General features: G+C 55.3%; 10 protein-coding genes. 3 read left to right on the forward strand and 7 right to left on the reverse strand.

Features of this window, described 5'->3' with window-relative positions:
- Together IGS51_RS19880 and IGS51_RS19885 are read left to right on the forward strand one after the other, a co-directional pair.
- Positions 1–763, forward strand: a 763-nt coding sequence (locus IGS51_RS19880) for a type I secretion C-terminal target domain-containing protein (protein WP_297080521.1), incomplete at its 5' end; no start/stop codon positions are given.
- 286 nt (positions 764–1,049) lie between these two features.
- Positions 1,050–1,310 carry a DUF3146 family protein gene (locus IGS51_RS19885; RefSeq protein ID WP_068508581.1) on the forward strand — a complete coding sequence of 87 codons (261 nt, stop codon included), beginning with the start codon at positions 1,050–1,052 and terminating at the stop codon, positions 1,308–1,310.
- 18 nt (positions 1,311–1,328) lie between these two features.
- Here IGS51_RS19885 and IGS51_RS19890 read toward each other — a convergent pair whose 3' ends face one another.
- From IGS51_RS19890 to ntcA, 3 genes are all read right to left on the reverse strand, one after another.
- The gene (locus tag IGS51_RS19890; RefSeq protein ID WP_297080522.1) at positions 1,329–1,778 is read right to left on the reverse strand and encodes a pre-16S rRNA-processing nuclease YqgF; all 450 of its coding nucleotides are present in this window, start codon (positions 1,776–1,778) and stop codon (positions 1,329–1,331) included.
- 42 nt (positions 1,779–1,820) lie between these two features.
- Entirely contained in the window at positions 1,821–3,245 is a 1,425-nt protein-coding gene (locus IGS51_RS19895; RefSeq protein ID WP_297080523.1) for a DUF3084 domain-containing protein, read from the reverse strand.
- A 219-nt stretch (positions 3,246–3,464) separates the two neighbouring features.
- A complete protein-coding gene (gene ntcA / locus IGS51_RS19900; RefSeq protein WP_172353241.1) occupies positions 3,465–4,136 on the reverse strand; it encodes a global nitrogen regulator NtcA in 672 nt (223 codons plus the stop codon).
- Positions 4,137–4,736: 600 nt separating this feature from the next.
- Here ntcA and fabI point away from each other — a divergent pair.
- Positions 4,737–5,513 carry an enoyl-ACP reductase FabI gene (gene fabI, locus IGS51_RS19905; RefSeq protein ID WP_297080524.1) on the forward strand — a complete coding sequence of 259 codons (777 nt, stop codon included), beginning with the start codon at positions 4,737–4,739 and terminating at the stop codon, positions 5,511–5,513.
- A 166-nt stretch (positions 5,514–5,679) separates the two neighbouring features.
- Here the strand turns inward: fabI and IGS51_RS19910 are convergent, their stop codons facing one another.
- From IGS51_RS19910 to IGS51_RS19925, 4 genes are all read right to left on the reverse strand, one after another.
- Entirely contained in the window at positions 5,680–8,325 is a 2,646-nt protein-coding gene (locus IGS51_RS19910) for a tetratricopeptide repeat protein (RefSeq protein ID WP_297080525.1), read from the reverse strand.
- A 454-nt stretch (positions 8,326–8,779) separates the two neighbouring features.
- On the reverse strand, positions 8,780–9,214 hold the full coding sequence (locus tag IGS51_RS19915; RefSeq protein WP_297080526.1) for a VOC family protein: 435 nt from the start codon (positions 9,212–9,214) through the stop codon (positions 8,780–8,782).
- A gap of 403 nt (positions 9,215–9,617) precedes the next feature.
- Positions 9,618–11,144, reverse strand: a complete 1,527-nt coding sequence (locus IGS51_RS19920) for a polysaccharide biosynthesis protein (protein WP_297080527.1) — start codon at positions 11,142–11,144, stop codon at positions 9,618–9,620.
- Positions 11,145–11,676: 532 nt separating this feature from the next.
- Positions 11,677–12,045 (reverse strand): transposase, encoded by a 369-nt coding sequence (locus IGS51_RS19925; RefSeq protein ID WP_367279388.1) that lies wholly within the window; start codon positions 12,043–12,045, stop codon positions 11,677–11,679.
- Positions 12,046–12,202 lie beyond the last annotated feature (157 nt).

Here is a 12,202-nt window from a genome sequence, read left to right on the forward strand (position 1 = left end):
TGTGATTGTGGGGGATGGTCAAACGGGTCTTGCGGCGATTCCGCTGAGATGTCGAAACGGCACGCCTGTCCCTTTCCTCACACCCAGAGGGCAGCGTCGCTTGCAGCCGCTGACGTTGACAGGTGGGCCCAACACGCTGACGGTAGAACTGGTGTCTACACAGCCTAGCCGTCCTCGCAGTTGGCGAGCCGCAGCCGCAGGTTCCCCTGCAAGGGCCCGCAAGTTTAACCGGGCAGGCTACAGACCCGGCGGCGGTTTTGAGATGTTTGGTGGCGGGGGGAATGATGTATTGCAAGTGCGTCAGCGGCAGAACATCCTCCGCGGTCAACAGGGTAATGACAGCCTGACGGGTGGCCCACGGCGAGATTTCCTGGTGGGCGGACGAGGCGACGACGTGATCAATGGCGGCGGCGGCAAGAACACGATTGTTGGCGGTGCAGGAAATGACACGCTCATCGGCGGCCTAGACCGCGATATGTTTGTTTATCGCCGGGTTAATCACGGAACGGATTTGATCCAAAACTATCAGCCAGGGGTTGACGTGATTGACCTGCGGCGCATCTTTGCCCGCGCTCCTTTCCAGGTTGCAGGACGCAGCAACTATCAGCGGCTCAACACGTTTGTTCGGTTGATCGAACGTGAGGGAAATACGCTGGTTCAAATTGATAGGAATGGCAAGCAAGCAGGTAAGTTCTTCAATACGCTGGCGGTTTTGGAAGGAATCGCCGTGAGCCAGCTTAGCTCCTGCGATTTTGTGGTGTAAGGGGCGATCGCCCCTTCATGCCTGCCTTTTCATTGTTCGTCAAGTCTTTCGTCTCTTGCGTTAGATGTTGACGGCGCGAATTCACTAAAACTGCTGCATAAACCCTGTGTGACGGGTTTGTGCAGCATTCTTTTTGGGGTTAGGACTGACGCAGTTGGGCGATTTTTGTGGGGATTGGGGTTGTCAGTGTTTTCTGAGAATGTTTTCTGAGGTTGATAGCGATCGCCCTTGAACTTGCGCCGACCCCGTGCCTATAGTGGAAAGCATTTGACCCCTTCCTTCTTCGATGAGCAAGCGCCTTCCTGAAACCACCGCCTACGTTCGGATTACCCACCAATCCTGGCAGCAGGGCAAAATTGAGGGTGAGGTGCGGGCGAATGCCTACGAGTGGCAGTTCCAGTGGTGCTTTCGGCAGGGGCAACTGATTGTGCAGCCGTCGCTGGGGCGGGCGCTGATCAAAGACCCCCTGGAGCGCTTTTTGGAGCGTAGTGACTATCAGCTAGAACTGGGCGGCGACTATTCATTTACCATTCGGGCAGAAATTTGAAGCCTGGCCCGGCCGTGTCTAAACTGGTTCAGACAGGCGATCGAGGTAGCGCTCAATCAGCAAGATGGCCACAATGTCATCGATGGGGCGTGGCGGCGTTCTCATTCCCTGGGGTAACAGGCGCTGGAGTCCCTTGGGTGGATACATTTGCCAGTAGCGATCGCGGGCTTCCAGCGTCGAGTAGCGTTCATCCACCATGACCACGCGGATTGGGTCGATGAGGGCTTCGCTCAGCGATTGTTTCCACTGGCGGGCGCTGGTTTGGTCGCCCATGACCAGCAGCGAAATCGGGTATTGCTGGCGGAGCGCCTGAATGGTGGCGATCGCCCGCTCTGCTGCGACGACTTGATGCATAAACAGGTTGCGATCGACCCCCATCACGGCTAGCCCACACTTTTGCCGACCCGGATCGAACCCCAGAATGACGGGCTGCCCCAGGGCTTCAGGTGCAGAAGTGGAATAGGACATGGGCAAACGGCAGGGGTGAAAGGCAAACGGCAGCAGGGCGGTTTAGTTCGTTGGCGCAGAGGGCGATCGCTGCGGGGGCGGTGTGGTGTTGACTCTGCTGTCCGTGCTGAACAGAACCCGCCCATTTTGTACGGCGGCCAGGTCGAGCCGGACAGGCCCAGCGGTGAAGATGGTTTCAGAGGCGATTGCATGGAGTTCTACCGGGCGACCGTAGGCTCGAATATCTTGCAATAACCTAACCACAGCCTCGGTCTGTCCGTCCGCAATTTGCAGCACATCGCCCAGAACCCCAGCCTGGCGCGAGCGAAACTGAGCGTTGGCAATCAGGAGATTGACACGCTCCACCAATTCTTCATCTCGCATCCGGGTGGGATCGAGCGCAATCGTGACCACCAGATCGCCCTCTCGAAACACCACCTGATTGGGCGCAGCGTTGACATACACCTGGATGCAAGCCTCGCCCGCCAAGACACAGGGTTCGCCAATGATGTAATTGCCTGCCGACAAAATCCGCACGACATAATCTTTGCCGTCCTGGATTTGATTGATCAATTGCTCCACCTGGGCGTTGGTAATTTGAATCACCTGCTTGTCTACATTCACCGTGCCCGGTTGAATGCGCTGGCTGGCGAAGCGGTTGGCCTCTAGTAGGAGGCGATTGACCGCGCTGGGAGCAGCCTCTGGGGTGATCACGCGCACCACACCGGAGGCCATCGGCTGGTTTCTCAACACCGCCACACTGCCCTGGCGCAGCCCTTGAAATTCGCGCTCCAGGGTTTGCACTTCTGCCAGCAGGGCACTGCGCTGGGCTTCTAGGTCGTCCAACTGCAATTCTTTTTCGCGGATTTGGGCGGTGCGTTCGGCAATCTGGCGATCGCGCTCGGCCACGTCTCGGTCGCGCTGGGCAAGCTGGCGCTGGCGATCGGCCTGGAGCTGCTGAATCTCGGCACGAAGCTGGGTGGCCTGCTGCGACACGTCTGTTAGCAAAGTCTGCGCCTGCTGATAGTTGGCAGCGACGCTGCTGAGCTGCGACTGGGTGCTTTGCAATTCCTCACGGGTGCGGGTTTCCTGGGCAATCGCCGTTTGTAAGGACTCGTTGGTGCGGCGCAGGCGGCGCTGGGCGGCTTGTTGTTCTCGTTCAGCGCGATCGCGCTGTCGCTGCACTTCGGCGGTTTGCTGCTGCGCTTGGTTGAGTTCTGCCAGCGCTGCGTCTCGCTCCTGCTGCACGTCTTCTAGCTCAAACACACCCGTCCGCAACTGGTCATCTACGGCAAACAAAATGCCAAAGGTCATCGCCGAGATGAGAATCCCCGTCATCACGGTGATTAGCGTGGCGGTTTGGCGGGGACGCAGGCCAAACAAACTGAGGCGAGCCTTGCCCACCTTCATCCCAAGGCGATCGCCCACCGTGGCCACCACAGCCCCCAGCACCAAAATTGCCGCAATCAAGACCAGCCCGGTGGTCATCGCCGATAAAACTCACACTCAGCTACACCATACTGCAATTGTGCCGTTGAACGGCGTAGCTCGCAGTTGCCCGGATACCGCAACACCGCAAAAATGCTCCAACCGGCTCAGCCCAGATAGATAGTCGCCCCACTAGGTTAGCCATCGCCCCTGCTCCCTGTTTCCCAAGCACCCCAGAGCGAGGCAGTTTCCTTTAGCTCAGCCCCCTGATTCGTGCTTTTATGTAAACTGCTGGCTCAGCGCTACGGGGTTGTAGACCGTGATCTTTTTCTTGTGAATGGAGATCATCCGATCCTGGCGCAGGTCGCCCAGCAGTCGCGTCACCGTCACGCGGGTCGAGCCAATTGCTTCGGCGATCGCCTGATGAGACAGCTTCAGGTCGATGGTGATGCCTTCAGACGTGGGGACACCAAAATCGCGGCACAAAATCAGCAAAAAGCTGACCAAACGCGACCCCATATCTCGGTGGGCCAATGTTTCAATCATCATTTCGGTTTGCAGAATCCGCGACGACAACCCCTTCAGCATCAGCATCGACAGGTCGGGATTTTCCTTCAGCGCCTTTTCAACCTGCTCAATCGGCACCGACAGCAACTCCACCGGGGTAAACGCCACGGAATGATAGAATCGGTCTGCCTTTTGCCCCGTAATCAGCGACAGCACGCCAAACACGCTATTCTCTCTTAGCAGCGCTACGGTGATTTCTTCGCCCGCCTCATAGACTCGCGACAGCTTCACCGCGCCCTTGAGCAAGAAATAAACCCGCTCAGCCGGATCGCCCGGAAAGAAAATAGTCTTTCCCCGGTCAAAGGTTTCTACCATCGGCGGAAACGCACCGCCGCTCAATTGGCGAAACACATCTGCTAAAGGCTTTTCATGTGAGGCAACCATACCGTCCGATTCCCAGCGCCCTCAGGGAGCGAATATGACCGAAATATGACCGAAATATGACCGAGACAGGACTGACAGGAATTACGCACTTGCGATAAGTTTTCTGGGTTTTGGACAATTTCTCGTGGGCTGCGACCGCGAGAAATCGTCCAATTGCGTAAGTCCTAGCTGAAACAAAAGATGAAAGCAAGACCCAGATTTTGCCCAAGAGGCGAAAAACCGGGATAAATGCAGTCTTAGAACACTTAAACTAAGTTTGGGGCCGCTTTTTGTATCTAAAAACACGCTTCCATAGGAAGAATGATCGTTTCGATACCAATTTCTGCGTTTGCTCTATCGGTAGACCCGGATGAGAGAACCCCGACTCTGTTCTGGAAACTGGGCAATTTTCTGGTAAACCGAGCGATCGCCCTCAATCCTGCGTTCCAGACAGCATATCGCAATTGTATCCAACAGATACAATTTAGGAAAAAATTTTCCCGTCTCGCCCTCATCTCTTGCCATCTTCTCTTCCCTCGCTTTACGCCACCCTCCCCTATCCGTCTTGCCCCGTTTTTGAGTATTTTGTGAATTGCCCTCGAAATTTGGATGCCGTTACCCATGCTTGACCTCACCGGAAAAAATGCGCTCGTCACAGGCATTGCCAACAATCGCTCAATTGCCTGGGGCATCGCCCAACAGCTCCACAAAGCCGGGGCAAACCTGGGCATCACCTACCTGCCCGATGACAAAGGCAAGCTAGAGAAGAAAGTGGCGGAATTGGTTGAGCCGCTCCAGCCCAGCCTGTTTGTGCCCTGCGATGTGCAAAATGATGAGCAAGTCGAAGCGGCGTTTGCCACCGTGCGCGAAAAGTGGGGGCGGCTGGATGTGCTGATCCACTGTCTCGCCTTTGCCAATCGCGACGATCTCAGCGGCGACTTCAGCGATGTTTCCCGCGAGGGCTTTAACCTGGCGCTGGACGTGAGCGCCTACTCGCTGGTGCAGCTTTGCCGCGCCGCCAAGCCGCTTATGACTGAGGGCGGGTCGGTGGTGACGCTGACCTATCTGGGCGGTGTGCGCGTCGTGCCAAACTATAACGTCATGGGCATTGCCAAAGCAGCGCTGGAAATGAACGTGAAATATCTGGCTGCGGAACTGGGCCCGCAAAACATCCGAGTCAATGCCATCTCCGCCGGGCCGATTCGGACGCTGGCTTCCTCCGCTGTCGGCGGCATTTTGGACATGATTCACCATGTTGAAGAGGTCGCCCCCCTGCGCCGCACCGTGACTCAGACCGAAGTGGGCAACGCGGCGGCGTTTTTGTGTAGCGACCTGTCTACGGGCATCACGGGTCAAGTGCTGTACGTGGACGCGGGCTACGAGATTATGGGAATGTGAGGACTGGGGTTTGTTTTGACGGTATTTTTTGACGGTATTTTTGGAGGTCGGCTTTTGGGGTGCGCCGTGCAGCACAATCAACCCATCTTGCGAACGCGATTGCCAGAAGCCTCATAGACGCTTGTGGCAATCCAAAATCGCAAATCTAAAATCAAGCAGCCCGTCTTTAGTTCTCCTCAAAGGCGATCGCCACGGGAATTGGTGCAGCATCGGGCACTGCATCGGGGTCAAAAATGGGCGGGTTGCCGTTGCGAGTTTTGGTGAGCCGCTGGAGGTGGCTAAAGACTTTGCGGGCGTTGGTTTCGTTGCCCTGCTGGGCGAAGAGTTCTAGGGCTTGCTGCAAGTCGGCGATCGCCCCAGCGGGGTTGCCAGAACGAGCCAGCCCCCGGTAGTAGTAGGGCGTGGGCACATCGGGCGCAAGCTGGATGGCGGCGGCATAGTCGCGAAACGCGGACTTGATTTCGCCCAGTTTTTGCGCGGCCAGCCCCCGAAAAAAATAGATCATGGCGCAGTTGGGCTGAATCGTCAGAGCATTGGTAAAGTCGGCGATCGCCCCGATCAGGTCGCCCTGCTCCGAGCGCAGATAGCCCCGGTTGCAGTGGGCATCCATTTGGTTGCGGTCTAGCTGGAGGGCGGTGCTAAAGTCGGCGATCGCCTGCTGCCGCTCTCCCAAGTCGTCATGACACAGCCCCCGCAGATTCCATGCCAGCGCCTGATCTGGGCGGATGCGTAAGATTTGCTCTACGTCGCTGAGGGCCCCTTGCGGGTCGCCCAGTTCATAGCGCGTCATGGCCCGGTTCCAGTGAGATTGCACATCGGTCGGGTGCAGCACTGGGTTTTCAAACCGCTGCGTCAACTGCTGCACGGTGTCGGGGTCGCTCGTCCGCAGTTTGAGTTCCAGCCGGGGAATGCCCAGATCGTCCACCAGCGACTCGTCCAGCCCCAGCACGGCGTAGCGGTCGTCCGACACGAGAAAGTTCTCCCGCGTTCCCAAAATCTTGAACTGAAACTGGTTGGGAAACTGCCGCTTGAGTTCCAGCAGATTTTGCAGCGTTTCTTGCAGGCTACGGGCTTGCTCAGACGGGGCGTGCCACCGCTGCACCATTGCGCTGAGGAAGCGGGGCAAATCCTGGTCAGCGCTGTAGCACCAGCCAATTGCCAACTGCCGACCCTGGGACAAAAACTCATGCAGGCGGCGCACCATCGGGCGATCGATGGGGCACTGGCTCGACCAGGGCAACGTCACCAGCAGGCGATCGCCCGTGGTATCTAGCGCTTGCTCCAGCACCAGACGACTGCTGGGCACATCGAGCAGCGCCGCCGCCGTGAACTCGTCATACAGCGCCGGATGCAGGGCTGTGGCAGCCTCGACTTCGGCGGGCGGGCCGCCGCGAAAATCTAGGACAAACTCGTAGCGCGGCCCCGTTGGATAGGTGCGGAGGTGCTGGTTTAGCTCTTGCAGCACGCCCAGCACCGTTGCCTCGACCTGCATCTGGAAGGTGCCGCCTGTGGGGAGCGATCGCAACTGCTGGCTGATGCGCTGTAGCTCTTGCCGCAGCATCGCTTCAACTTGAGCCTCAAATAGCGCTTCGGCGGTTTCGGTCGAGTCGGCCGGGTCAGACGGGTCGGCGCTGGGAGCCAAAGCAGGGGGGCGATCGCCCGTCTCCACACGAGTTTCAGCCATCAGATCTTGCAACTGCTGGCTGATGATCCGCAGTTCCGCTTGCAGCGCCTGCTCGATCTGCATTTGAAATTCCTGCTGCTGCTGCAAGGCGCTGACCTGTCCTACGAGGCCGCTGAAATCTCGCTGAGGAACCAGATCGCCCACCACCCGCAGCAGGCGAGCGATTTCCCGCCGCAAAGATGTTGGATCAAAGGGGGGCGGCAAGTTTTCTACCTGCTGGCTCAGGTAATTGACCTGCTGCTGGAGCGAGTGCAGCGTTTCGCGGCTGGGCTGGTCGCGCAGTTGCTGGGTCAGGTCTTGCACCTTGCGCCGCAGCAGTTCCTCGGCCCGCGCCTGCGAGTCTTGCTGCTCATAGAGCGACTGCATCTCCGTCACCAGTGCGGTCCAGTCGCGCCGGGGCACCAAGTCAGACACCACGCGGATCAGCTCCGATACTTCCTGGCGCAGCGTGCTGGCATCGAAGGGCGGCGGCAGGGCTTGAAGCTGGCGATTCAGCCGAGTGATTTGCTCTTGCAGCGTGTTGAGGGCGGGGCGCGTTTGGTCGCTGAAGACTTGCAGGCTGGTTTGCAGATGAGCCGTGTCGGAGCGAATCTGGGCGATCGCCGTTTCCAACTCCTCCACCTGGCGTGAGCTAGACAGGTCGTGCAGCCGCTCGGTGATATGCACCATGTCGTCGCAAAGCTGGCTATATTGGTCGCGCAGCCGCCGCACCTCGCCGCGCACGCTGCCCAGATCGCCCGCCTCCAGCGCATCCAGCCGAATTTGCAGATCTTGCTGCAAGGTTTTTAGGTCAGCCGCAAAGGCCTCCGACGCTTCCCGGCTTTTCACCAGCATGGACTTTTTCAAACTGCCCATCATCTCTGGCGTGGGCAGCGACCCAATCTGCTGATTCAGCAGCTCCACATGCATCGAGAGGCGCTTTTCGATTTCGTCAATGGCCACGCCGACCTGATTTTGCATGGATTGCTCAAATCGGCTGCGGTTAGCCAGGTTGAGCAATACCAGCAGCGAAATGGGTGCGGAGGTGTAGACCAGTTGCGATGTAGTGAAGGAGGCGACGGAACCCACGCCCAAGCCCACCAGCGATGCATACTCCGCCAGATCCAGCCAGTGATATTGTTTACTCACGCTTTGCCCCTCAATGCTGTGAAATCTTGCCAGGAAATCCTGCCAGGAAATCCTGCCAGACAATCTTGCCAATTTGGGGCGATCGCCCTTCAGCTAAACTGCCGCGACCAGCCGCGATCAGCCGTCACAAGGCGAATCGTCCCAAAACAGTGTGTAATATTTTCCTTCTTCCGCTGTGGGTCGCTGGGATCAGGAAACCTGACACACCTTGAAGCAATTTAGGGGTTCGCGTTAGGGATTCGCGAGTCTTGAGGTGCTGAAACTGGTGGAGGGGTGAGAGGGGCGCGATTCTGTTGAATGCCACCTCTCGACAAGGCAAGCGGTAAACCGATTTTCCTCAATTCCTGCTTGCCTGAATTCCTGCTTGCCTGAATTTCTGTTTGCCCAAACTACTGTTTGCCTAAACTACTGTTTGCCCAAACTACTGTTTGCCTAAACTACTGTTTGCCTGCCTTCAGCCTGCGGTATCTCCAATCTGGGCAAACGCTGCCTGCCCAAAAATCGCGCTGGCGTGGCGATAAAACTTAAACTCCATCAGGTTATAGAACGGATCTTCCAGGAAAAATGTGCGGTGTTCTAACGGCGTGCCAACAAAGCGCTCCTTGGGCGGCTGATAAAAGCGAAGTCCCAATCGCTGCGATCGCTCTAAAAGGGCTTCCCAATCGGCCTCGTCGGTAAAAATTACGCCAAAATGCCGGGGATACACACCGCGCTGAGGCATCAGCGGTTCGTGGGCCAGGTGCGCCACAATCTGATGTCCGTAGAGGTTCATAATCACTGAGCTGGCGTTCTCGCGGCCGATCTCGCAGCCCAGCCCATCGGCATAATAGGCTTTGGCTTCGGCCAGATCACTCACGGGAAACGCCAGGTGAAAGAGAGTGGTTGCCATAGTGCTTTGCGGGGGAGTTGCAAACGGTAGGAGATAGCGCCAGGGTTGGAACGCAATTACAGATGCGATCACAGATGCGATCACTGACGCTGAGACACTGAACTTTAATCTCAGATGCTAAATTAGCATCTTGCTCAAAGCCCCGTCCGGTTAGCGCTTTACCAGAACCCTACTGCTTTTATCTTTCCAATACGGAAAGGCGATCGCCCCTTGGCTGTTGGCAATCTCAACGCAGATTGAAAGCGCAGATTGAAAACGCGGGTTGAAATTGCCAACACTCGGAGCCAAGTGCAAAACGCCTCGTTCGCCCTACCCACAGCACCCGTCAAACTCAGCCTGATCACGCAGAAGTATTAAAGCGCACTCACCACAGGCTTAATCTTCTTAGATCTTGGCGATCGCTTCAACGGGTGCTAAGACTGCCGCTGTGACTGGTGCTGTTTCGATACTTGGCAGATAGGCTTTCAATAAACAAGCGAATCGTGGGCTGATGGCTATCTAGCGTTGCCCCGTCCAACTGGAGGTACTCAGGATCAGTGCCCCAGTTCAGCACCTTCGAGAGCAACTCAATCGGTGCTTGAGAATAGATGGAGCAAGCAACCTTCATAATGCATTCAGCAAGGGCTTGCTTGATTTGGCTATCGGCACTTGTAGGATCATTGAGAACCTTCCGCACAGCCGCCAACTCAGCTTCTAGACGCTCAAAACAGCAGGGCAAAACAGGCGTAACGATAAAGTCGCCGGACACATCAACTCGACTTGAAACTTTTTCGATCGCATTGACTAATAAGTTAAACGCCGACGGATCATCCCAGTCTACATTGCCCCGAAAGAAGCCCTCTTCATAGCCGACGGGCGAACCCTGAAAATAAATTGGGATGTTCTTTCCAGATTGCAGGATCTTGTATAAAGCAACCTCTAGGGTTTCAACCGGCCAGCCCAGATTTCGACAGACCAAAAATTCTAGCTTTCCGGGTTTAGAGACGACGAGACTATTCAGCAGCAGGCTGACGGCTTCATGAACATTTTGACCACAAACATACTTATCGGGAGCATGAATGTTGACAATTTTCCCGTGCTTAACCTTTTGGTCAAACTGTTCACAGGCGGCGCTATTATCCAGCATATGGGTAAATCTCACCATGCCATACACGGTTGAGCCTGACTGAGCCGCCTGATCAAAAAGCCACTCACACACCTTTTTGGTGGCTGCATAGACCTCTCCAGTGACATAGCGCGATGCCTTCCCTGTCGAGGAGAATATGCACTTTTTGACCCCATATTTTTCGCAGAATCGAATCACATTATGGGTTCCCATAATATTCGTCGAAACAGCATCTCTAACCCGCTGCTCCGCCATTCCAGGGAGGCGCATGGCTGCCAGATGAAAGACGAGATCGGGCTTTTCTTGGAGGAAAACCTTCTCTAGTTCATTCTGATCTCTAATATCAACTTCATAGAATGTGAATTGCTCAACCGAATCATTATCTTGGTTCGGGGAAGACGATTCATCTAGCAGCAAGTCCAGGCAAACAATTTTCTCAGGCTCAAAGGTCTTCAATTCCTGGATCAGTTGACTGCCGACGCAGCCATTTCCACCCGTCACCAGAATACGCCGCCCCTTGACCTGCTCTGCGACCAGATCTTGGTAGCAGTGAACCCGACGGTTCCAGGCATCTGCGAAGGGATCTTCCCTCAGTTGTCCAGCCGCTTGATAGACCTTCGTGAGTTCTTGGGTCAAGCTTGCTAGCTGGCTCAAGACTTGTTCATCCTCTGGCTCAGGAGAACCAGCGGGAACCAGCATCTTAATTTCATTGATAATCTCGACTCTTGATCTTAATAAAGGTTTTGTATTGTTGCCTGAATTCGGGCATTTTTCGGGTGCTTCATTCGTTCCCAAAGCGAAACCCTGATCTACCGATGTCAGCATGGTCAAAGAGTTCCTTGAATGAGTGGTTAAGCGTAGATTCACTGTCTTCTTGACCTCGGACGTTCCGCGCAACAGACATGCCGCCGTCCGACGACGCAGATCCGATAACTTAGATCTGACAATATAAAAATGCAATTCTGAAGATGCCTATCTGATGAAAGAGGCATCGTGGAGATACTTTGAGGAGTGAAAACAAAGATCCTTGTTCAAGAATTATTAGCTTCACTCTTGATAAACGCATCCGTGTGGTGCAGATGAATGCGAATCTTTACGGAGGAAACTGAAATTATGAAGCTTCAGTGATCGCCTATCTTAACAAAAGTTAATAAGGTGCAAATAAATAAAAGACTATGAAAAAGCCGGAATCATAAAGCTTTTACAATCGGGAACCTCGATTAATTGAATTTTGCCAGGGTAGAGTCTCAAGTGAGACAGGAGCATTGCTGCGCTTCCCCCAGCAGATGACTGCTCTTGAACGACCTCATCCTGTGAGCAGGCATAGAACCCAGCAGTAGTCTGCCGATTCCGGCGTTTAATCGGCTACTTGCGTCTGTAAGAACGTATAGCGCATCAAGTTGTAGGTCAGATGCTTCAGCCCTAAGGATGCCTTGACCCGTACCATTCCAATCACGCGCACCAGTTTGCCACCCATTTGCATGATCCACGCACCAAACACATGCTCGACTTTCGAGCGGGTTTTTGACTTGGTGCGATTCGAGTGTTGTTGTTCCTCGCTCAGCGGACGATTGCGATAGCAACGCTCATGAATCTGACTGTCAAAGCCCATCAACGCCAGCACCTGCTCAATCGCCTCGCTGCGGTAAGCGCTGTCTGCCCATACGCTATCTGCCTCATTGTCGTCATCCAATAAATGTCCCAACACTTGCGAATCCAGGGCTATTTCATTCTAGACAGAGACGGTTGTTTGCCGTAAACTTGCAGTGTCGCTCTTTCCTGCCCTGTCATGACGACGCTCGCAATTGTAGAAGCCTTTGCTCACTTGCCTGATCCTCGACGTGGAGCGGGACAAAGACACAGCCAAGCCTTGTGTTTAGCCT

Origin of the sequence: Thermoleptolyngbya sp. M55_K2018_002 (assembly GCF_015295965.1) — a bacterium.
In the GTDB taxonomy this organism is placed as follows: domain Bacteria; phylum Cyanobacteriota; class Cyanobacteriia; order Elainellales; family Elainellaceae; genus Thermoleptolyngbya; species Thermoleptolyngbya sichuanensis.